The sequence below is a fragment of the Thermospira aquatica genome (assembly GCF_023525255.1).
Classification (GTDB): Bacteria; Spirochaetota; Brevinematia; order Brevinematales; family Thermospiraceae; genus Thermospira; species Thermospira aquatica.
Genome location: NZ_CP073355.1, coordinates 697,206 through 717,986, shown reverse-complemented (window position 1 = coordinate 717,986; position 20,781 = coordinate 697,206). Strand labels below are relative to the sequence as shown.

Below are 20,781 nucleotides of genomic sequence, written 5' to 3'. Positions count from 1 at the left end.
GGACGGTATGCCAAAAATGAAGATTAGTGGCCAAACCCAGGGAAGGCTGGTGTTTGCCTATGATATTCGGGAGGGACATATCCCGTACGATGTGCTTCTGCCAGCTCTTAATAAGCTCCTTGCAAAGATGGGATACCAGCATGAGGCGACCCCTCAAGATCTTGAGGAGATTATCGGAGAACTTCTCTACCAGACCAATGAAAGGGTTTTTATGAATCTTGAACAGCTCTTTTCTGAAGGCAAATTTACCCACTCAAATATCGAAGAGATTCTTTTCCAGGCTATTCAAACGGTGATGAAGGAGCGAAAATAACCACAGGGGGGAAGTATGAGAGGAAAAGTTTTTTTTCTTTTGTGGATGGTGTGTATTGCGACGCATTGGGGATTTCTCACAAGAGTTTCCTATAATAAGCTCTCTCCAAAGCTTCAATATATTGTTACGGAATTGGAACAGCCGAGGAACCGCAATAATCAGATTTTTCTGGTAGATTTTATCATTCAGAGTAACGATCCTCTGAAAAACGAAGTGCTCAAGGATATTGTGATGTACGATGTGCGAAGTGCTGATATCTATGGGAATTCCCGTTTGTTTTCGGTGGAAACCAGGATCCATGCTTTGACGAATATCCAGTACACTGATCGGGATGGGTACATGATCTGGTATCTTCTCAAGTTTGACAAAAGCTACGAGGTACGTCGCTGGGCGGCGAGAATGGTTCGATTTATCAAGGATGATGGTTTTATTAGGGGTATATCCTATCTTCTTAATTATGATTATTATTTTGATACTTTTTCCTATACAGATCCCAAAATGCAAAAGACCGATGAGATTGTGATGGAAATTGTCAAAAGTCTCGGAAAGGGGGGATCTCCTAAAGCGGTTCCTATTCTTCTCCAGATTGTCCATATTCAAAATCATCTTCCTCAAACTATCGAGGCAGCGTGGGAATCACTGGAGAGTATTCCCTTCCCCAATCCCGCGTATCCCTACTTTATCCTCTCTTTAAAAGATACCCTCAAGAATAAACCCGAACAGGTTCCTGCCTCACAAAAGGATCAGGTTGACAGGGTTGTTCATACTCTCACAGAGTTTATTACCAATAATTTTGAGAGGAATCTCTTTTCTCCTGAAGACCTCGATATGGCAAAAGGCGAACGCAAAGACGCTGAACAAAAGTCGAAGACTTATCCGGGGGATTAATTTTTTATTTTTCCCTTGACAGGAACTTTCTCGTTCATTATAATACAGTTGCGGAGGTTTTTTGAAGCTTCCAATCATATAGAGGAGGATCTCTATGGTGGAGCGTTACACTCTTCTCAATAGTCAACTCTCTCCCTCCGCTGAAGGGCATATTTTTTACTATTACAATGTTGATAGCGAAGAAAAAGAATACATCAAGAAGACTTTTGATATTGATGAGCACTCCCTGGCGTCAGCTCTGGATGCCGATGAGGTCGCTCGTTTTGAGTTTGATACGGATCAAAAAGAAAATTATACCCTCATCTGGAAATCTCCTGCACCTCTCATGCTGGGAGATGTGTTTTCTCTTAACATTATGTCTCTTGGTTTTTTTGTGAGGGGTGAGAATCTTATCATCATTTCACAAAAGAAGATTCCCAATATCCAGGGGAAACTTCATCTTTTTCTTCAGACCAATCATGATGCGATTTTTTATTTCCAGTACCATATTATAAAAAGTTTTACCGAACATCTGAAGATCATTAAGCTTATGGCCAGAGAGATCCAGGAAAAGATCAACACCTCTCTGAAAAACGAGTACCTTCTTCAGATGTTTCATTTGAGTGAGGTACTTATCTTTTACCTTGAGGCACTCAATGGAAACAAAAGCGCCCTCACAAAGTTTCAAAACTATCTCTTTGTAAGAGCAGTGCCATGTGATGAGGATTTTCTTTCCGACCTTTTGGTAGAAACCGAGCAGGCAGCCAAACAGGCTGAAATATACTCTGAGGTCTTTGCCAGCCTCATGGATGCCCGCGCCAGTATTGTCAATAACAATATGAATGTTCTTATTAAAAACTTGACGATTATTAATATTATTTTTCTTCCTTTGAATCTTATTGCAAGTATAGGGGGGATGTCAGAGTATACGGCACTTACCCAGGGTATTCCTCTCTATATTTCTTACGGTCTTTTTTGTATTGCGATGATTGTTATCGGATGGGTTACCTATAAGGTGCTTGTTCATCTGGAAAAGAAACAAACCAAATAAGAAGCTGCTCGGGAAATTTTTTTGCCATGATTGATTTTTTCTCCTGAAAGAAAAAGAAAGTGTTTTTTTCATATGGCTAAAAAAAGAACACCTGGGTGATAAAAAAACTGAAAAAGGGTAACAGGGTATTTTTGGATAAAAAAATTATGCTATTACCTTGTTGCAGTTTTCTTGTTTCCCTTATCCCAGAATTAGCGTGCTCACTATTTTTATAACAAAGGCAAGTCCCCATGCTACCAAGAGTCCATATACAATAGCAAAAAGCGTCCATTTCCATGATCGACTTTCTACTCTCAGGGTTGCGACTGTTGCAGCACACGGGATATAGAGAAGGATAAACACCATGTAGGCAAGCATGGTGGGGAGGCTCATATGTTGAGGGAGAACTGCGGCCAGAGATTCTCCACTCCCATAAAGGACTCCCAGGGTTGAAATCACAATCTCCTTGGCAAAAAAACCGTTTACAAGGGCTACCGTCATCTGCCAATCAAACCCGAGGGGAGAAAAAATCCACGAAATTCCGTGTCCTATTCTTCCAATCAATGAGTCACTACTGCCGGGTTCTACCCCCCAGGGGAGAATGGAGAGAAGCCACAAAACAATCGAGAAAAACAAGAGGATGCTTCCTGCCCGGATGAGGTACTCTTTACTTCTATTCCAGGTATTATTCCAGAGGTTGAGAGGAGAAGGCATACGATACACAGGAAGTTCCATGATAAGCCCTTCAGAATGCTCTTTGATAAGGCTTTTACTAAGCCACCAGGCTGTAAAAATTGCCACGAAAACTCCCAGAACGTACAACGCTAAAAGCATCATCCATCCGTTTTTACCAAAAAAGGCTGCCGCAAAAAGGGTGAACACAGGCATTCGGGCAGAGCAACTGAAAAAAGGCACCATCAGCATGGTTTTGATTTTGTCTGAGCGGTTGTCAAGCATACGTGTGGACATTATCGCTGGAACCGAACATCCAAAACCAAGAACAAGGGGAACAAAAGATTTTCCGTGAAGGCCAATTTTGTGCATGAAACGGTCTACAAGAAAGGTTCCTCGGGCCATATAGCCTGAGTCTTCAAGAAACGAGAGCAAGAGAAAGATGATGACAATATAAGGGAAAAGGGCTACCACATTTCCCACACCGCCGATAAGACCATCTGAAATAAAAGAGGCAAGCCAGGGAATGGGGATGGTTTGAGCCTTTTCTGCCAGAAAACCGAAGAAAGATTCGAGATACCCTGAGAGGATATCCCCGAGTTGAAAGGTAATCCAGAAAATACTTCCCATAAAAAGGAAAAAGAGAATGGGGCCCACGATGGGATTTAAAAAAATTGCATCAAGGGCGTTGGTTATGCGTTTTTTGGTTTGCAGGGAGAGAATCCTGTGTTTTACCACTTCGCGGGCTATGCCCATACAGAGGGAAAGGATCCATTCTGTCATCACGGTGGGCATATCTTTTTTTACTTTCTGGACAAAAGATTCTCTCAGAGGTGGTAACCCGGAAAGATCTTCGATTTCTTTGGGGAGATTGTTGGTCTCGAGGTATGCATACGCTGCCCAAAAAGAGGGTTCTATCCCATTGGCAGCAAATATCTCGGCTATCTTTTCAAGAGTTTTGGTTACTTCATTTTGGGAAAGGCGGAGAGATATTTCTATTTTTTGGTCGAGTACTTCGGCAATAAGTTGTTTTAACCTCGCAATATCCTCACCCTTCAAGGCTGAAATTCCTATCACGGGGACACCTAGAAGCTCTGAAAGCCTTGAAAGGTCAAGAGAAAGCCCTTCTTTTTCTGCTTCATCCATCATGTTCACAACAACAATCATCGGGACGCGCATCAGGGCTAACTGAACGGTAAGATAGAGATTGGCCTCAAGGTGAGTAGCATCCAGGATATTGAGAAAAAGTGTCTGCTTGGCACTGAGAACAAACGATTTGGCTACTTCTTCTTCTTCGCTGAGACTTGAAAAGCTATAGATTCCCGGCAGATCTATGACCGATAGAGGAAGTCCACCAATGATGGTTTTTCCTTCTTTTTTTTCGACGGTGACGCCTGGCCAGTTTCCAACATGTTGTGAGGATCCTGTGAGGCGGTTAAAAAGAAGGGTTTTTCCACAATTTGGTTGGCCGATGAGGGCAAGTTCATTGTAGAGAATATCACGAAGAACCTCTACCTCTATTCTTGCAGCTATTCCGCGTCCTATAGCGATTTGGCGATCCTGGATGGAAACAAGGATAGGGCCTCGGGCGTTTCTTACCACCACTCCTTCCTGAATGGTGGAAAATCCCAACTCTCTGATCCTGTGAAGACCTTTGCCTTCTCCCAGAATCTGTTTTACCCTGAAGCGTTTGCCGGCTTCGAGTTTATCGAGGGTCTGTGTCATGGTGCCTCCTCTGGCAGTTTACTTTCTTTTCTTTGGTTTTGTCTGTGAATGAAGAAATTTTTCGATGGTGTTCATGGTTTCCTGGCTCACCACATGTTCGATACGACAGGCATCTTTTTCGGCTACTTCAGGAGAGACCCCAAGCGTGATGAGAAATTGGGTGAGGGTTTGGTGTCGTTTGAGTACTTGAGTTGCCGTTTGTTTCCCGGTTTCCGTGAGGTGAATGTAGCCATAGCGTTCCTGAGTGATAAAACCGTTTTCGCTTAAGTGTTTGAGCGCTTGGATGACGGAGGGTCTGGAAACATGGAGCTTTTCGGCTATACCTTTCACGCGGGTATAACCTGTTTCTCTCGAAAGAATATAAATGGCTTCGATGTAGTCTTCGAGGCTTTGCGTCATACGTTCTCCAAAAGTTAGTTTACACTAATATTATAAGTTAATATAAACTTTTTATCAAGAAAAACATTGTGTTTTTTGTAGGATTTTTTGCTGGAGGTGTTTTTAAGATCAGAGGATATCTGGCAGGTATATGTCTGGTTTTTTGTTTTCCTCGAAACGTTATGTTTTTTTATTTTTAGCACAGAAGCAAGTAAAGATTTTTTTAATTATGAATTTGTGTGGATATTCTCTTTTTTGATATGCTCTTACCATATTGCAGTACGGAAAAAGAGGGAGAAAGGAAAAATGCCCAAAAAAGGAACATACTGAAACATGGTAATATCTAAAAAGATTTGAGTGCGTTGTTTTGAGTGTTTCTTTGAAATAAAATTAGACTGAAAAAGAGAAATAGCTTGCTCATATTTTTGGTTATACTCAATTTCCTATCTTTATAAGAAAGAAGAAAAAATTTCTTTTTGTATAAAATTGACAGGAGACCAAAGATGGTTTACAATAACCAAAGAAAAATAGAAAAGAAGGAGAAATCCATGAAACTCCCCTTTGATGCTCCGTCATGGGTTCAGGAGCTGATGGAAGAGGATCTTACCATCGAGAGACTTGGAACATGTCATTATACCTCTCCTTTTGAGAATATGATTCAGGAGACGGGGTTTATTCCTGATGACGAGAGGGTTGTGGCTATTACGGACAAAGGGCTCATTGAAAAGTTTATCCAGCATGACATCCCTATTCCCTCTTTTGAAAAGGCTGGGCCACGGCGCAAAGTGTTTTTTGAGCCAGGGGAAACGGTTTCTGGGATTGTTACCTGTGGAGGAATATGTCCGGGGCTTAACTCGGTGATTCGTTCGATTGTGATGATGAACTACTATCGGTATAACAACAAAAGAATATATGGTTTTCGTTATGGGTATGCAGGGCTTGTGAAAGAAAATGGTTACGATGTTCAGCTTTTAACTCCCGAGATAGTTGAAACTATTCACACCGATGGAGGAACCATCCTTGGAACTTCGAGGGGGAATCAGGATCCTGTAAAGATGGTAGACAGGCTTCAGGAACTGAATATTGATATCCTCTACACAATCGGGGGAGATGGGACACTCCGGGGGGCACAGCAGATTGCCGAAGAGATCGCCAGACGAGGTCTCAAGATCGCTATTGTTGGTATTCCTAAGACAATTGATAACGATATCTCGTATATTGACCGTTCGTTTGGGTTTGAAACAGCCTTTTCCGAGGCGTGTGATGCGATCTATGCCGCTCATACGGAAGCGAAAGCTCATGACAACGGTATTGGGATTGTCAAGGTGATGGGAAGAGACTCAGGGTTTATTGCTGCTCATGCGACCATCGCTACAAATGAACCAAACTTTTGTCTTATCCCTGAGGTGGATTTTGATCTCGATGGGTCCAATGGGTTTCTTTCCCATCTGACCAGGAGGCTTTTAAAACGCAAACATGCCGTGATCGTTGTGGCAGAGGGAGCGGGTCAGAAATTTTTTACCAATGATAAAGAAGAGTACGATGCTTCGGGGAACAAAAAGCTTAAAGATATAGGTCTTTACCTTAAGCAAAAGATAAGCGAACATCTTACAAAGCATCATATTTCCCATTCTATTAAGTATATCGATCCAAGTTATACGATTCGTAGCCGTCCCCCTACTCCCAATGATTCCATCTTTTGTTCTCAATTAGCTCAGGCAGCTGTTCATGCAGGTATGAGTGGTCGTACGAATGTGTTGGTAGGGTATTATCAGGGGAATTTTACGTATATCCCTATAGATATAGCTACCCGTCGTCGAAAAAAGATTGATACCAATTCTTCTCTCTGGACATCGGTGCTTGAAACAACAGGCCAACCTGTTGCGATGGTCAATAGCTGAAAACCATACAGGGACGTGTGGAAAAAACTCTACCATAAAAGGAGAGAGACATTGGTGTTGGAAAGTATCACGTTCGATGAGCTTATGAGAATTCTGGAAAAGAGATTTATCAGCCATCCCCATCGCCACGAGAATATCCTCTGGGAAAATGTGATGGCGAGACTCACTGATGAGAAACTCTCATCTCTTCTGAAGATGGAGATTTCAGGGGGAGAACCTGATGTGATTGGTTATGATGAAAAGAGTGAAAGCTTTGTTTTTTGTGACTGTGCCCCCGAAAGTCCTGTTGGAAGAAGAAGTCTCTGCTATGATGATATCGCCCTTGAGAAACGCAGGCAAGCTCGACCTCAGGGAAGTGTTCTGGGAATGTGTGAGCAAATGGGTATAGAGCTTTTGGATGAAGTTTGGTATCGACGTCTCCAGCAGACGGGAGAGTATGATACGAAAACCTCGAGCTGGATACTTACTCCAAAGGATATACGGGAAAAGGGTGGGGCACTCTTTGGGGATAGACGTTATGGTCATGTGTTTATCTATCATAATAGTGCTGAATCTTACTATAGTTCGAGAGGTTTTCGAGGACTGTTAAAGGTGTAGCTTTTTTAAGAGTGTACTATTAAAACTGAAACAATCTTTTGGAGGAATATATGAAGAAAAGGGTTATTGTGATTGGGGCTGGGTATGCGGGGCTTTCTATGGCCGCATTTCTTGCTTCACGTGGACACGAAGTTGAAGTTCTGGAGAAAAATCCTGAAATTGGCGGGAGGGCTCGTCTCTGGGAAGATAAAGGCTACAAGTTTGACATGGGGCCATCGTGGTACCTTATGCCTGAGGTTTTTGAGCGTTTTTTTAAGCTTTTTGGCAAAGATATCAACGATTATCTTACCATTCATAAACTTAAAACCTACTACAAGGTGTTTTATGAAGGGCATGAACCGGTGCGTATTACCGAAGATTTTGAGAAAACAAAGGCTCTCTTTGAGAGTTTTGAACCCAATGGGGCAAAAAAACTTGTGTCTTATATGGAAAAAGCCGAGTACAAATACAAAACTGCCATGTCTGAGTTTGTGTACAAAGAGTACAAATCGATTTTTGATTTCTTTAACTGGAAAATTTTGACAGAGGGCCTGAAACTGGATATTTTTGCCACGCTGGATAGTTTTGTAAGAAAATATTTTACGGATATTTGTGCCAGACAGATTCTTGAGTATGCGATGGTTTTTCTCGGTGCAAGCCCTGCGAATGCTCCAGCGCTGTACTCTATTATGAGTCATGTAGACCTGAAGCTTGGTGTGTGGTTTCCTAAAGGGGGAATGAATGCTGTGGCGCAGGCTATTGCAAAACTTGCGACAGAGCATGGGGCAAAGGTGCGAACAGGAATTGAAGTGAAAAAAATCCTGGTAGAAAATGGTCGGGCTGTGGGGGTACTTACCGATGAAGGCACACTTCCCGCTGATCTTGTGATCAACTCCGGGGATTATGCCTGGGGAGAGACAAAACTTCTTGAACCCGAATATCAGACCTACAAGCCCCGTTTCTGGGAAAAACGAACCATGGCACCTTCGATGTTTATCGTGTATCTTGGGGGTGAAAAAGAAGCTTCCCTCCCTTGAGCACCACAATCTCTATTTTAGCCGTGAGTGGGACAAGCATTTTGATCAGATCTTTAAAAAACCTGGTTGGCCGGAGAATCCCTGTTTCTACCTCTCGGCTATAAGTCTTACTGATCCTGAAATGGCACCTCACGGATGTGAAAACCTCTTTCTTTTGATTCCCATTGCTGCTGGTTTAGAGGATACGGACAGTCAGCGAGAGATCTACGTAAACAAGGCTCTTGAGCATGTGGAACGGGTAACAGGGGAATCCATTCGACCATTTATTGAGGTTCAGAGGGTTTTCACGGTTCGAGATTTTGAGAACGATTATCATGCCTATAAGGGAACGGCTCTTGGAATTGCTCATACACTTTTCCAGACGGCAATATTTCGTCCAGCGCATAAGTCTAAAAAGGTGAAAAACCTTTACTATACGGGACAATACACTCATCCAGGCGTAGGGGTTCCCATGTGTCTTATCTCTTCGGAGATTGTGATGAAGGAACTCGAAAGAGAGGGCCTATGAAAAAATGGATGTATGTGATTATTCCTATCTTTGCTGCTTTTGTTCCTCTTGTGTTGAGTTTTGATGAGAAGGTGCATTTTGCGCGTTACTGGATACCTTATGTTGTTTCTGCTCTCTCTGTGGGAGTGGTTTATCTTGTCTGGGATGTGCTGGCCGTATGGAAGGGACATTGGCGTTTCAATGATGAGTATGTGGGAAAGTGGAGGCTTTTTCATCTTCCACTGGGGGAATATCTCTTTTTTGTGTGTATTCCCTATGCGTGTCTTTTCCTTTATGAGGTAGGCGTAGCTTATTTTGGCAATGATCAGCTCCTGCCTTGGGAGGGATGGTGGTCGTGGCTTCTTGGCGGCGTAAGTATTGTTTTTGCCTGGTTTATGCGAAGACGTGGGTATACAGTTTTTGCACTTTTCTCAGCGGCGGTATTTTTTGTGTTGCAGGGGATGTTGTTTCCAGGTCTTTTGGGGCACACGGGTTTTTTGTTTTTTCTGGCTTTGAGTACGGTCGGTTTTTTGGTTGTTGATGGTTTGTATACCAGTCTGCCTACGATTTTTTATAATACGACGGCCAATACGAATGTTCGTCTGTTCACGATTCCTGTTGAGGATTTTGTGTATAATATCAGTCATCTGGGGTTGGTGCTTCTTGTCTATCTTCAAGTAAAATCATGGATAGGCTTATGAAAAAGGTTGCTGTGATTGGTGCTGGCATGGGGGGCCTCGCCGTTGCGGCTCGCCTCGCTCGAATGGGGTGGCAGGTGGATGTTTTTGAAAAGAGGAGTGGTCCTGGAGGGAAAAACTTTGAGCAGACATGGGATGGTTTTCGAATGGATGCGGGACCAAGCCTTCTGACTATGGTTGAGGTTTTTGAGGAGCTTTTTCATTTTTGTGGAAAGCGGTTTTCTGATTATTGTACGCCGGTGAAACTGGATCCCATTTGTCATTACTGGTTTGATGATGGTTCGCGCACTTTTGCTCCAGGATCAGTAGAAAAGTTTATTGAACATTTTTTTCATCTTGGGTGGGCTCCCAAAGAGAACATACAACGGTTCTTTCGCCGAGCTAAAAAACTCTACGGGATAGGGGGAAATCTTTTTTTGTACAAGAGTCTCCAGGAGATGGATACCTATCTCTCTTTTTCAGGGATGAAAAGTCTCGTGCAACTCTGGCGGATGGATGTTTTTCGTGCGATGCATGAGGCTCATCTTCGTTCGTTTGACGATGGGCGAATGGTTCAACTTTTTGATCGGTATGCTACCTATAATGGCTCAAATCCCTTTCAGGCTCCGGCAACGCTTGATATTATCCCCTATGTGGAGTATTCCGGGGGAGGATGGGCTGTTCGTGAGGGTATTCATGCTCTGGCAACCGCCCTTGAGAGACTTGGCAAAGAATTAGGGGTGAGGTTTTTCTACAATACTCCTGTAGAGCGGATATGGGCGGAAGGAAAGATGGTAAAGGGTATCTTCAAAGAGGGAAAGAAGATTTCTTACGATCTTGTTGTGTCAAATGCTGATGTGTACCAGACCTATCGGATGCTTGGATGTTCTGATGGACGATGGATAAAACGTTACAGGAAACTTGAGCCATCTTCGTCTGGTTTTGTTTTTTATTGGGGCGTGGATCAAAGCTTCCCGGAGCTGGGGGTGCATAATATCTTTTTTTCGGCAGATTACCGCAAAGAGTTTGAGGATATCTTTGTAAGAAAGGTTCTTCCTGAAGATCCTACGGTGTATATTAATATTACCAGTAAGGTTAATCCAGAGGATGCGCCTGCTGGTTGTGAAAACTGGTTTATTCTCATTAATACGCCTCCTCATCGAGGGCAAAATTGGGAAGAAATGAAGGATGCTCTTCGGGAAAGGATTCTTCTTCGTCTTGAAAAATCGCTTGGGAAATCTGTTCGTTCTCATATTGTTCTGGAAAAAACACTGACACCTGCCGATATTGAACGAGAAACAGGGAGTACGTTTGGAAGTATCTATGGGATTTCTTCTAATTCATGGAATGCTGCTTTTCTCCGTCATCCAAATCGGAGTTCTGAGTACCAAAGACTGTATCTGGTTGGTGGGTCAGTCCATCCGGGGGGTGGGATGCCCCTGGTTTTGCTTTCGGCTAAGATAGCCTCTGAACTTATAGAGAAATATGAAAAGGGGTAGAATATGAATAAAATTATGAAAAATCCCTGGTTTTTGCTGGGAATACCTGCTCTTTTGTATGCTGTTGGGATAGTTGGCCATCTCTGGAAGCCCACATTTCCCTTGATGATGGTTTTGACGCCGTGGTTTCTTGGGATTACAGGGGTATGGGTTGTTTTGCCTTCTGTTATTGAAGGGAAGGGTCGCTTTTTGTTGTGGTTTGGTATTTCATTTGTTGGGACGTTTGCTCTGGAGGCTATTGGGGTGGCTACGGGAAAGATTTTTGGAAGTTATCATTATGGAGAGGTTTTGGGATTTGGTTTTTTTGGAGTGCCTTTGGTGATAGGATTCACATGGACTTTGGTGGTGCTTGGTTTTCTTCAGGCTATAGAAGTACTTCCTTGGCAAAGATTACGACCTTTTCTTGGGATTGTCTTTACAGCCCTGGGAGCGGTGGTGTTTGATTGGATTATGGAACCTCTGGCTATGGGATTGGGATACTGGTATTGGGCGGGAAATGTGATTCCTCTTCAAAATTATATTGCCTGGGGAGTGATTGCGGGTGGTTCTGCCATGCTGTATTATCTCTTAGGGGTTCAGGTGAAGAATCGTATTCTGACGGGGTATCTTCTCATCCAGATGCTGTTTTTTGTTGCCTTGCGGCTGGGAGGATTGGGGGTGTAGGTGAGCGGCTGTTACCTTGTTGCAGTGTGGAAAAAGGGGGTTTGGGGTTTAGCTATTACTTTGTCGCAGGAGAAGAGAGCTGCTCTTAGCCTGTTTCAGTTTTTATGGTGCTTGTGGAGAGCTTTTTTACTGCAACAAGGGAAGAGCAAAAGTTTTTTCATCTTTTACCTCACGAAAAAAACGTTTTCACCATGAATTTTCGAGTTTTTCCTGTCCTTTTCTTTCAAAAGGATGAAAAAAATTCAAAAAAACAAAATGAAACAAAAACTTTTAGTTTTCTATTTGACAGACGCAGGAAATGTGTTGAGAAAGAAAAAACGAAAACCTACGCCCAGATGGGAAGAATAAGCGGCTCAGTCACCAGCTTTTTCCACGGGAGAAGCTGGCGACGTTTGCCAAGCCTTCTTAAAAGCTCTTCAAACCTTTGAGAAGCCCCCTCGATATTAAACCGAAAACAAAACTCATCAAGATAGCGCTGCATGTGCTTTCGACAACCATAGTGATAGACGTCTTCAAGAAGGTTTTTCAACCCATCGTTAAGGTGGGAAAGCCAAGGCGTTCTTTTTTCCACCGAGGTGTGGCGGAAAAGCTTGCCAAAAAAGTCTGAAAGCCAATCGCTACTCACATCATCCACAAGGTGAATGTGAAGTTTAGAAGGGGTATCATCCGCATCAAGTTCGACAACCTGCATGGGGGAAAAGTTTTTTCTTTGGCGGCGTTTGATGCCGGAGAGAAAGAAAAAGGTTTTGACAAGCTTTTGGAGGGATTTCGTGTGATGGCGAGTGGTAAGCCGCATAAGGCTTCGCAGTTTTTGAAGAAGAAGCCAGCTTGCCTTGTAGCTGATATGAAGAAGTTTCGAGAGTTTGACGGCGTTTATGCCACAATCCTGGCAGACAAGAAACATGGCAGAAAGCCAGATTTTTGGCGAGAGGTGACTTTTTCGCATGATGGACTGGCTTTTTAAGGAAAATTGTCTGCCACACTTGGGGCACTGATACACGAGCCGGCACGAGAGAAGGTGAGCCTTTGCCTTACACCTTGGGTAAATAGGTCCCTCTGGCCAGAGGGCTTTTTCGAGAATCTGGTAAGATTCGTTTTCTGAGAGTGTGAAAAAATCCTTTTCCATAGCTTTCTCCTTAGAGAAATTTTTTCATACTATATATATCGAAAATTTTTTGTTATAGTTGTTAAAAAAGATGTTTTATATATTTTAAAAGTAAGATCGATGGGGAGATTTTGGGGGTTGAGAAAAATGCTCTTCCCTTGTTGCAGTGTGTGGGACAAGAGATTTCCTAAGGTCGGGTAAGAGAAAGTTTTTTCTTTACTGCAACATGGTAAGAGCAAATCTCAAAGCACGTGAGAGTGTGAGAGGAGATATAAAGGCTAAACGTTTAACCTGGAATTTTCGACGTAAGCTCTTACCTTTTTGCAGTGTTATCGCGATGTTTACCACTGTGAAAAAGTAATAGCTGGAATTTTTCCCACTGTGACAAGGTAACAGCAAGAGTTTTTTCCTGCAACAAGGGAATAGCTTAGGATCCTTACTGCGATATGGTAAGAGCTAGCCCAGTTTCTAGACTGCAACAAGGAAACAGCCTTCAGGTCCCACACATTTACTGCAAAATGGTAATAGCTAGCGTTTTTTGTACTGCAACAAGGTAATAGCTATAGCTCCCTCTTCCAACTGCAACAAGGTAATAGCCCGCATGACAGACACACTGCAACAAGGAAAGAGCAATACACACCCCTCCTCAATAATAGCAAAAAAAATTCCTCTTCTTTACAATAAAATAACTCCAAAAAACTCTATCCCATCCCCTGGAGGCTTTATGAGAATTCTGTATATCTGGCATGCCGCGGTAGAACCAGGTTTTCGTAGACTCCTCGATACCATGAGCAAAGAGGCAGACGTTTCTCTCACCCTGGTCACCGCTCACCGCTGGACAGAAAGCGGTCGAGACCAACACTGGGACAACCACACCCCATCATCCTACCCTGCCTACGGACTTCTTGTTGCCTTTCGTAACCATATACGAAGCTTTTTCTTCGTGAATAAATTTTCCATCATGCGTATTCTTCTCAAGACAAAGCCTGATATCATTTACATCAAAGAAGAGCCCTACTCCCTTGCAGCCTTCCAGTGGGTGCTTTTTGCCCGTATCTTTTCAAGAAAAAGCCGCATCCTTATTGAAAGCGATGAAAATCTCGTTCTCCGACAACCTCTCCCTTATCACTGGATAGAACGCTTTGTGCTTCATGCTATCGACGGCATAGCCTGTGTCCCCACCGATGGTATAGAACTCTACAAAGCAAAAGGCTTTCAAAAAAAAATCTACAAAACCTCTTATTTTGTCAATGAAACCCTTTTCCTCCCCCTGGAAAAAAAAGAAGCCTCTTCCTATTTCCCTGAGGTTGACACCTCCCTTCCTGCCATAGGATACGTCGGGAGAATCACCGAAGAAAAGGGCATTGATACCCTCCTCGAAGCCGCCAAATCTCTGCTCTCTGCCGGGTACCGTTTTCATCTCTACCTTCTCGGTTCAGTGAACCTCTCCTTCCAGCCCACCCTCGCGACTCTCCTTTCTGATCCCCTCCTGGAAAATACTGTCCATCTTCTCAAAGCACGCCCAATGGAACATTTAGTGTATTTTTACAACCTCATGGACGCCATTGTTCTCCCCTCCAAAACCACCTCCTGGTGGAAAGAGCAGTTCGGCCGTGTCATTGTCGAGAGTCAGGCTTGCGGCACCCCTGTCATTGGCTCATCCTCAGGTGAAATCCCCCATGTTGTTGGAGATCCCTCCTTCGTTTTCGAAGAAAACAATGCCACAGCCCTCGCAGAGATCATGAAAAAAATCGTTTCTCAAGAGATTTCCAAACCGCAAATCTCCCAGAAGCTAAGAACACTCGCGCTCTCTCGTTTCTCCCTTTCCAGTGTTGCCAGGCAAAAGCTTGCGATGATGAAGGATATCCTTACTTCCCCACCAGCATCGAGAGAAAAAGGAAGGTAAACATGAAATCATGCCTTTTCTTTCTTTCGTACCCCTGGTCAGTGGATGATGGCGGTGGCAAGACCCACGCCAAACAAACCATCCACGCCCTTCAAAACCTCGGTGTTGATACCAAACCCTTTGACTGGACCCAAGAAAACGGCGAAGATTTCTCTCATATTCTTGTCTTTGGATTTTCCCTCCATACCCCTGAGATCTTTCGACAATTAAAAAGAAGATATAACAGCAAAATTGTCGTTATTCCTATCTTTGACCGCCCCCAGAGCAGGCTTACTATGAAAATTTCTCACACCATGGGACTTCTTTTCCCCTTAGACAATGTAGCAAAAAGAAGAAAAGAACTCCTTACTATAGCCGATAAAATCATGGTAAACAATACCCTCGAAAAACATGATTTCATGCATATCTTTGGCATTCCTAAAGAGAAGATTATTGTCAATCACCTTGGTCTGCCCCTGGATCTTCCTGATCTTTATAGAGAAATCCAGCCAGCACTTTTCCAGCAGTTTTCAGGACTCACAAACTACATTTTTTTCCCCGCAGCAAACGTGACAGAGCGCAAAAACCAGCTCTTCCTCCTTTGCGCCCTCAAAGATACCTCTTTTCCCCTTGTCTTAACCGGAACAGAAAACATACAACCATCTCTCAAAAAAGATTTTGATCGCCTTATCGCCACACGAAAAAACACCTTCTGTTACGGACGCCTCGAGAGAAACATGCTCATCTCAGCCTACAAAGGGGCCACGGCAGTGGTCCAGCCTTCCCGATTTGAAACCGCCGGCATCGTGGCTATGGAAGCAGTCTACTGTGGAGCCCCTACCGTGGTCTCCGACATACCCGTATTTCGCGAGTATCTTGGAGACGCAGCCATTTACCTCCCTTTTCATCCTCGCCAATGGAAAGAAACCCTCCACTTCCTCTACGAGGGAAGATTCCCCCTTCCCGCAAAAAGATCACAGGAAGAATTCTACGAAAAACACAACTGGACAACGTATGCAAAAAATCTTATCGAAACTTTTCAAGGGATAAAGTAAGAGGTTGGTATGGAAAACAAAGTATCTATCCTCATCTTAAACTACAACTCCTGGGAGGATACCCTCGAATGTCTTGAAAGCGTCACCAGGCTCCACTACCCCTCGTATGAAATCATTGTATGCGATAATCTCTCCTCGAACAATTCCATGGAGCACATAAAAGCATGGGCAGAAGGCAAAGAAACCCCTCCCCATCTCTCCCCTCAACTCGAGGACTACCTTCTCCCCCTTACCCCCAAACCCATCCCCTATGTCTTCTACACCCGCGAAAAAGCCCTCCAAGGAGGCGACAAAGAAAAGGAAAACACCACCTTTTCTCCCACCCTGCCGCGACTTATTCTCATCCAGAACGACAGAAACGAGGGTTTTTCAGAGGGAAACAATCTCATGATGAGATACGTCCTCTCGCAGGGCACAAGCACTTTTCTCTGGCTTCTCAATAACGATACCGTTGTTCACCCTCTCTCCCTCTCAGAATTCGTCCAGAAAGCTCGAGAGTACCCCCAGGGATGTATGATTGGCTCAAAAACCCTCCTATACGAAAAACCCGATCTCGTTTATACCCTGGCAGGAGGGACCATCGACTCCAGGTACTCTACCCATTGGATTGATTTTGGCAAATCACAAGAAGAAGCTACCAGCGAAGAGAACGTCAAACCTGATTTTATCACAGGAAGTTCTTGTTTCCTCTCCTTAAAAACACTAAAGAGAATAGGTCTTCTTCCTGATGGATACTTCATGTATTATGAAGATGTGGATTGGGCCCTTCGGGCAAAAAATGCTCAGATCCCTCTGCTCTATGCTTCAAAAAGCATCATCTGGCACAAAAAGGGCATCCTTCACGAGGCATCCACCCCCTCCCGACGACAGATAAAGATTTTTAGCAAAACCATTTCCTGGCCAGATATTGCCGATTCCCTTATGGACTATTACTACGCCCCAAGAAACAAGATCGTTACTATAAAAAGGAACCTTGCCAAAGAATTTTCCAGACGTTTTGTTTCTTACTTTCTTGCCTGGTTGTTTCGATGGAGTCTCCTTATCCTTCTTTTTCAGGACCACAAAATCGCGCGCCTCTCTCTCCTATGGAGAGCGTTTTTTGATGCCCTCACCAATCGCCTGGGAAAAACTCTAGACCTTGAAAAATGGAAAAGAAGGTATACATCCTTGTAGGGCAAAGGATTTTATCCTTTTTTCACTTTTAAGAAACGAGGGAGATAACTCAAAATTTTTTCACTTACTTTTCTATAAAACTCGTTTCCAGACACAACAAGAGTAACAAGATAGATAAAACCTCCCCCCAACAAAACAATAAAAAAAGACAAAAGACGTGAAAGAGAAAAAGATTTCACAAACCACCCCCATAAAAAGATACCTGTACAACCAAGAAAATAGAAAAAAACATCTTTTTTAATCTTTAAGAAGGGAGTAAAATGTTTTGCAAAAAACATCTTGATCGCCATATTTATTGTCTGCGATATAATGGAAGAGATAAAAATTCCCAGATAACTAAAGCGAGAAATAAAAAAGATATTACATAAAATATTTATAGTCGATGCCACAAGAGTAGAAAAGAAAAGCTCCTTCGCCATCCCTCGTGGAAGCAAAAGCTGGCTTTCTGCCCACAAATTGACTCCATCTAGTAAAAGCATAATCCCGGCAACACGCAGAGCCCAAAAAGCTTCTTCATACTCTTTCCCCCCAATAATCCAGATAACTTCCTTACCAATAACCATAAAAAGGGTTATCGCCGGCAGAGCAAGGAGAAGGATATAGTTCAAGCTTGTCGCCAGCAGCTTTTCGTACTCTTCTGTTCGTTCATTCCCATAGTAGTAACTCGCCCGCGGGGTAACCACGGCATTGAGCATGCTTACCAGGGCGTACGTATACCCTACAATCTTACTCACGACCGTGGCAAGACCTACCGCCCGATCTCCTGCTATGTTCCCCAGGAGAATAACCGGAACATTCACATACAGCGATCCCACGAGACTACTCATCCAGAAAAACCACATGGGCTTCAAATGGCGGAGAGGATGTTTCACGGAAGAGATCTCCCATTTTACATAGTGTCTACTATGCAAAAAGTTATACAAAAAAGGAATCACCGTGGCAAGCACTAAAATCAACGCATACACCACATAATCCGATTCCCGCCGAACAAAGAGAAAGATCGCCGGCAACATGAGAAGTTTCACCGTAATATTTCGCAGACTTATAAACCGATAATTCTCAATACCACCAAAAAACCAATCTAACGATAAAGGATTAAAAAGAAGAAGGGCTCCAAACAAAAGAAAAAGCATCTTTTCCCTTTGAAAATCCGGAAAAACCAAAAAAGAAACCCCAAAAACAAGCAAAGCCACCCCATGCGTCACAAACAAAATCAAAAGAATCTCACTAAAAGTTTGCGCAAGCTTTGCTTTATCATCTCTCACCGTGGCGATCTCCCGTAGCCCATATACCCCGATATTCAAATTAGCAAACAAAAGAAAGTTATTGACCCATGCCTGAACATAATTAATCTTACCGATATTCACAGGTCCCAGGATTCGATAGGTATACATCACGGCAACCATAGGCAAAAAGAAATTGGCAAAAGTCATTAAAGCATTGTAGAAGAAATTTCGTTTAAGCGATGGTTGATTCATCGTTACTCCTTAAAAAATCTCTCGAGAAAATCAATATTCTTTTTATGATCGTAAAGCTCATCAAATTTCTCCCATGCCTGCGCGCAATCTTTTTCCCCTCTCAGGATAGTCAGACACGAGGAAATCCACTCTTCTTTCGTTCTTGCCACAGGGAGCAAAGACTCAACACCAGAACAACTCACCCCCTCAGGAAAACTTACCACATTCTTATGGTAAAAAAGCGCCTCTACCAGCTTGATCTTAACCCCTACGGGAGCTTTGGTGAGAAGAGGAATGAGATCTGCCCGTTTCATGTACGGTTTTACCGAGGGGATGTCCACAAGCATCTCAACTCCCTCGGGGAGATCCTTACCGCAAAAGTACTTTGTCACCTCATATCCCCCAAACAAAAAGACACTCTCAGGCACCTTTTGTTTGATAGCAGGAAAAACCTTTTCAATAAACCATCTGACCTCTTTTGTATTATATCCATCACGAAAGTTATTCACAAGAAAAAGGATCTTATTTTTGTGGTATTTTTTCTCAAGTTCTTGCAGGATCTGCTCTTCCTCCACTGACAGCGGTTGTTCCCTGGTTTGGGGGAGTTGGTACCAATAAGGGATAAAAAACACCCCATCTTTTCGTTTTTTCAGACACCACTCTGTATCTTTCGTAGAAAGACAAAAAACCCCGTCTACTTTTTTTATCACGGATGGTTCGTACCAGCTAAGCTTGAGCACATCCATCAGCTGAATCCAGCTATGAGGATCAAAAAGCTTCTGTTGAAGAGAAACTCTCTTGTAATGATACCAGAAAAAATCCCTTTCTATATTTTCCATACGAAGAAGGACAGGTATATGCTTCTCTTTAAAACTCTTTAGCAAAGGCTTTACCACCTCAAAAGTGAAGCTAATCTCAATAAGTACGCCCACTATCTGGCCAAGATACCCCGCCAGCCACTTTTGGAGAGAAGTCATGTCTTTCCCCCTCGGGCTTCTTTTCTTTGCTTGAAGGGGAATGGGAGAAAAAATATCTTTCATCCCCCGTCTCATAGGAAAAAGAAAAACATCATCATAGATCTCACGACATCGTGACAAAAAAAGCTCAAACTGCTCGGGATTTTTTTCGCGAAGTGTTTCATTATAAGGAGCAACCAGGAGAAGAGAATACCCCTTCTGCTTCAAAAGTGTATCCCGACAGAACCATTCTATCCTCTCAGGATGTACCATAAAACTAAAGTCCGAAGGACAGGAAAGCACGCGTTTTTTCTCTCTTGTCATTTTTCTCCCCTTTTTTTCTTCAAAAAAGGCAAAACCCATGCATAATCCACCGTGAGCATGGACAACCCATGAAGCCATGTCTCTTTTATGCTATACCTTTTGACAAAAAGGTTTATAAAAAATATCCATCCTGCTACCAGGATATACACTACCCACAAAACCGCGCTCCGCAAAAAACCATAATGCTTTCGATAAAAACGCAAAGCACTCACCTTCGATAACGTATAACTTCGCATACTTTTTGGAGAACTACTTTGCCCTTCAAGGTGCACAACGAAAGGTTCTTTTATAAGAACTCGAGGGATGTTTTTCTGGGCCATACGATATTGTAAATCGGTTTCTTCAAAATAGAGGAAAAAATACGGATCAAACAGACCAACTTGATCAAGAACACTCTTACGAACAAAAAAATCTGCCCCGACAATATAATCTACAGGATAGATTTCGGTTGTTTCTTCTGTTGTATTTACATTTATGCTATTTTTTTTCTGTTTTCTAAGCTTTTTTAACCATCGTAAAAATGGCAACTCAAGAGTAAGTAAAAACCCATCTCTAAGAATTTCTGGCACTTGCCAACCAAGATATGGAAAACGGCCATACGAATGTATGGTTTTACCCTGTGTATCCTTTAACCACCCACCACAAGCTCCGATTTCAGGGTGTGCTTCCATAAAATCATAAAATATCTTGAGGGCGTTGTTCTTAAGTAGGGTATCAGAATTAAGCATGAAAATATATTTACCCCTTGAATGTTGAATACCAATGTTATTAGCCACACCAAACCCAAGGTTTTCAGAATTTATAATAAGCTTTGTTTGTGGAAAGTGCTTACGAATAGCCTCTCCACTTCCATCATTTGAAGCATTGTCTACCACTATCACTTCAAAAGATACCCCTTCAGTATAAGAATATAAGGAGGCTAGACAGGCCAATGTAAGTTCACGTGTATTGTAGTTTACTATAATGACACTGATATACAAAGGTTTACTTATCTCCATAAA

19 protein-coding genes are annotated in these 20,781 nt (G+C 42.9%); 13 read left to right on the top strand and 6 right to left on the bottom strand.

Features of this window, described 5'->3' with window-relative positions:
• Nucleotides 1–7 precede the first annotated feature (7 nt).
• From KDW03_RS03455 to KDW03_RS03445, 3 genes are all read left to right on the top strand, one after another.
• Nucleotides 8–313 (top strand): hypothetical protein, encoded by a 306-nt coding sequence (locus KDW03_RS03455; protein WP_271436007.1) that lies wholly within the window; start codon nt 8–10, stop codon nt 311–313.
• 15 nt (nt 314–328) lie between these two features.
• On the top strand, nt 329–1,201 hold the full coding sequence (locus KDW03_RS03450) for a HEAT repeat domain-containing protein (protein WP_271436006.1): 873 nt from the start codon (nt 329–331) through the stop codon (nt 1,199–1,201).
• Nucleotides 1,202–1,295: 94 nt separating this feature from the next.
• Entirely contained in the window at nt 1,296–2,231 is a 936-nt protein-coding gene (locus tag KDW03_RS03445) for a magnesium transporter CorA family protein (RefSeq protein WP_271436005.1), read from the top strand.
• A 180-nt stretch (nt 2,232–2,411) separates the two neighbouring features.
• On the opposite strand, the gene feoB is transcribed toward KDW03_RS03445, so the two are convergent.
• Nucleotides 2,412–4,607, bottom strand: coding sequence for a ferrous iron transport protein B (feoB, locus tag KDW03_RS03440; RefSeq protein ID WP_271436004.1), 2,196 nt, complete (start codon nt 4,605–4,607; stop codon nt 2,412–2,414).
• A gap of 18 nt (nt 4,608–4,625) precedes the next feature.
• Nucleotides 4,626–5,006, bottom strand: a complete 381-nt coding sequence (locus tag KDW03_RS03435) for a metal-dependent transcriptional regulator (protein ID WP_271436003.1) — start codon at nt 5,004–5,006, stop codon at nt 4,626–4,628.
• 482 nt (nt 5,007–5,488) lie between these two features.
• On the opposite strand from KDW03_RS03435, the gene KDW03_RS03430 reads away from it, so the two are divergent.
• The 7 genes from KDW03_RS03430 to KDW03_RS03400 all read left to right on the top strand — a co-directional run bounded on the left by KDW03_RS03430 (nt 5,489) and on the right by KDW03_RS03400 (nt 11,825).
• A complete protein-coding gene (locus KDW03_RS03430; RefSeq protein ID WP_271436002.1) occupies nt 5,489–6,886 on the top strand; it encodes an ATP-dependent 6-phosphofructokinase in 1,398 nt (465 codons plus the stop codon).
• An 84-nt stretch (nt 6,887–6,970) separates the two neighbouring features.
• A complete protein-coding gene (locus KDW03_RS03425) occupies nt 6,971–7,483 on the top strand; it encodes a DUF4256 domain-containing protein (RefSeq protein WP_408648351.1) in 513 nt (170 codons plus the stop codon).
• A gap of 50 nt (nt 7,484–7,533) precedes the next feature.
• Nucleotides 7,534–8,499 (top strand): phytoene desaturase family protein, encoded by a 966-nt coding sequence (locus tag KDW03_RS03420; protein WP_271436001.1) that lies wholly within the window; start codon nt 7,534–7,536, stop codon nt 8,497–8,499.
• On the top strand, nt 8,474–9,007 hold the full coding sequence (locus KDW03_RS03415; RefSeq protein WP_271436000.1) for a phytoene desaturase family protein: 534 nt from the start codon (nt 8,474–8,476) through the stop codon (nt 9,005–9,007). Before KDW03_RS03420 ends, KDW03_RS03415 begins: the two co-directional genes overlap by 26 nt.
• On the top strand, nt 9,004–9,687 hold the full coding sequence (locus KDW03_RS03410) for a lycopene cyclase domain-containing protein (protein WP_271435999.1): 684 nt from the start codon (nt 9,004–9,006) through the stop codon (nt 9,685–9,687). The genes KDW03_RS03415 and KDW03_RS03410 overlap by 4 nt, the downstream gene beginning before the upstream one ends.
• Nucleotides 9,684–11,162, top strand: a complete 1,479-nt coding sequence (locus tag KDW03_RS03405) for a phytoene desaturase family protein (RefSeq protein WP_271435998.1) — start codon at nt 9,684–9,686, stop codon at nt 11,160–11,162. The genes KDW03_RS03410 and KDW03_RS03405 overlap by 4 nt, the downstream gene beginning before the upstream one ends.
• Nucleotides 11,163–11,165: 3 nt before the next feature.
• The gene (locus KDW03_RS03400; protein ID WP_271435997.1) at nt 11,166–11,825 is read left to right on the top strand and encodes a carotenoid biosynthesis protein; all 660 of its coding nucleotides are present in this window, start codon (nt 11,166–11,168) and stop codon (nt 11,823–11,825) included.
• A gap of 325 nt (nt 11,826–12,150) precedes the next feature.
• On the opposite strand, the gene KDW03_RS03395 is transcribed toward KDW03_RS03400, so the two are convergent.
• Complete coding sequence (locus KDW03_RS03395) at nt 12,151–12,951, bottom strand: IS1595 family transposase (protein ID WP_271435996.1); 801 nt, start codon at nt 12,949–12,951, stop codon at nt 12,151–12,153.
• 703 nt (nt 12,952–13,654) lie between these two features.
• Between KDW03_RS03395 and KDW03_RS03390 the strand changes: the two genes are divergently transcribed.
• The 3 genes from KDW03_RS03390 to KDW03_RS03380 are packed head-to-tail and all read left to right on the top strand — an operon-like array spanning nt 13,655 to nt 17,043.
• Nucleotides 13,655–14,836, top strand: a complete 1,182-nt coding sequence (locus tag KDW03_RS03390; RefSeq protein ID WP_271435995.1) for a glycosyltransferase — start codon at nt 13,655–13,657, stop codon at nt 14,834–14,836.
• Between the two features lie 2 nt (nt 14,837–14,838).
• Complete coding sequence (locus tag KDW03_RS03385; RefSeq protein WP_271435994.1) at nt 14,839–15,870, top strand: glycosyltransferase; 1,032 nt, start codon at nt 14,839–14,841, stop codon at nt 15,868–15,870.
• A 9-nt stretch (nt 15,871–15,879) separates the two neighbouring features.
• Nucleotides 15,880–17,043: a glycosyltransferase gene (locus KDW03_RS03380; protein WP_271435993.1), complete on the top strand. Its 1,164-nt coding sequence runs from the start codon at nt 15,880–15,882 to the stop codon at nt 17,041–17,043.
• Nucleotides 17,044–17,054: 11 nt separating this feature from the next.
• Here the strand turns inward: KDW03_RS03380 and KDW03_RS03375 are convergent, their stop codons facing one another.
• Genes KDW03_RS03375 through KDW03_RS03365 form a run of 3 tightly spaced genes read right to left on the bottom strand, consistent with a single transcriptional unit; the run spans nt 17,055 to nt 20,778 of the window.
• The gene (locus KDW03_RS03375) at nt 17,055–18,521 is read right to left on the bottom strand and encodes a flippase (RefSeq protein ID WP_271435992.1); all 1,467 of its coding nucleotides are present in this window, start codon (nt 18,519–18,521) and stop codon (nt 17,055–17,057) included.
• Between the two features lie 2 nt (nt 18,522–18,523).
• Nucleotides 18,524–19,780, bottom strand: a complete 1,257-nt coding sequence (locus tag KDW03_RS03370) for a glycosyltransferase family 4 protein (RefSeq protein WP_271435991.1) — start codon at nt 19,778–19,780, stop codon at nt 18,524–18,526.
• Nucleotides 19,777–20,778: a glycosyltransferase family 2 protein gene (locus KDW03_RS03365; RefSeq protein WP_271435990.1), complete on the bottom strand. Its 1,002-nt coding sequence runs from the start codon at nt 20,776–20,778 to the stop codon at nt 19,777–19,779. Before KDW03_RS03365 ends, KDW03_RS03370 begins: the two co-directional genes overlap by 4 nt.
• Between the last annotated feature and the right edge of the window lie 3 nt (nt 20,779–20,781).

Bases quoted from the DNA above. Each gene is read 5' to 3' on its own strand.
- KDW03_RS03455 (WP_271436007.1), top strand. From the start codon at position 8: ATGCCAAAAATGAAGATTAGTGGCCAAACCCAGGGAAGGCTGGTGTTT.
- KDW03_RS03450 (WP_271436006.1), top strand. From the start codon at position 329: ATGAGAGGAAAAGTTTTTTTTCTTTTGTGGATGGTGTGTATTGCGACG.
- KDW03_RS03445 (WP_271436005.1), top strand. From the start codon at position 1,296: ATGGTGGAGCGTTACACTCTTCTCAATAGTCAACTCTCTCCCTCCGCT.
- feoB (WP_271436004.1), bottom strand. From the start codon at position 4,607: ATGACACAGACCCTCGATAAACTCGAAGCCGGCAAACGCTTCAGGGTA.
- KDW03_RS03435 (WP_271436003.1), bottom strand. From the start codon at position 5,006: ATGACGCAAAGCCTCGAAGACTACATCGAAGCCATTTATATTCTTTCG.
- KDW03_RS03430 (WP_271436002.1), top strand. From the start codon at position 5,489: ATGGTTTACAATAACCAAAGAAAAATAGAAAAGAAGGAGAAATCCATG.
- KDW03_RS03425 (WP_408648351.1), top strand. From the start codon at position 6,971: ATGAGAATTCTGGAAAAGAGATTTATCAGCCATCCCCATCGCCACGAG.
- KDW03_RS03420 (WP_271436001.1), top strand. From the start codon at position 7,534: ATGAAGAAAAGGGTTATTGTGATTGGGGCTGGGTATGCGGGGCTTTCT.
- KDW03_RS03410 (WP_271435999.1), top strand. From the start codon at position 9,004: ATGAAAAAATGGATGTATGTGATTATTCCTATCTTTGCTGCTTTTGTT.
- KDW03_RS03405 (WP_271435998.1), top strand. From the start codon at position 9,684: ATGAAAAAGGTTGCTGTGATTGGTGCTGGCATGGGGGGCCTCGCCGTT.
- KDW03_RS03400 (WP_271435997.1), top strand. From the start codon at position 11,166: ATGAATAAAATTATGAAAAATCCCTGGTTTTTGCTGGGAATACCTGCT.
- KDW03_RS03395 (WP_271435996.1), bottom strand. From the start codon at position 12,951: ATGGAAAAGGATTTTTTCACACTCTCAGAAAACGAATCTTACCAGATT.
- KDW03_RS03390 (WP_271435995.1), top strand. From the start codon at position 13,655: ATGAGAATTCTGTATATCTGGCATGCCGCGGTAGAACCAGGTTTTCGT.
- KDW03_RS03385 (WP_271435994.1), top strand. From the start codon at position 14,839: ATGAAATCATGCCTTTTCTTTCTTTCGTACCCCTGGTCAGTGGATGAT.
- KDW03_RS03380 (WP_271435993.1), top strand. From the start codon at position 15,880: ATGGAAAACAAAGTATCTATCCTCATCTTAAACTACAACTCCTGGGAG.
- KDW03_RS03375 (WP_271435992.1), bottom strand. From the start codon at position 18,521: ATGAATCAACCATCGCTTAAACGAAATTTCTTCTACAATGCTTTAATG.
- KDW03_RS03370 (WP_271435991.1), bottom strand. From the start codon at position 19,780: ATGACAAGAGAGAAAAAACGCGTGCTTTCCTGTCCTTCGGACTTTAGT.
- KDW03_RS03365 (WP_271435990.1), bottom strand. From the start codon at position 20,778: ATGGAGATAAGTAAACCTTTGTATATCAGTGTCATTATAGTAAACTAC.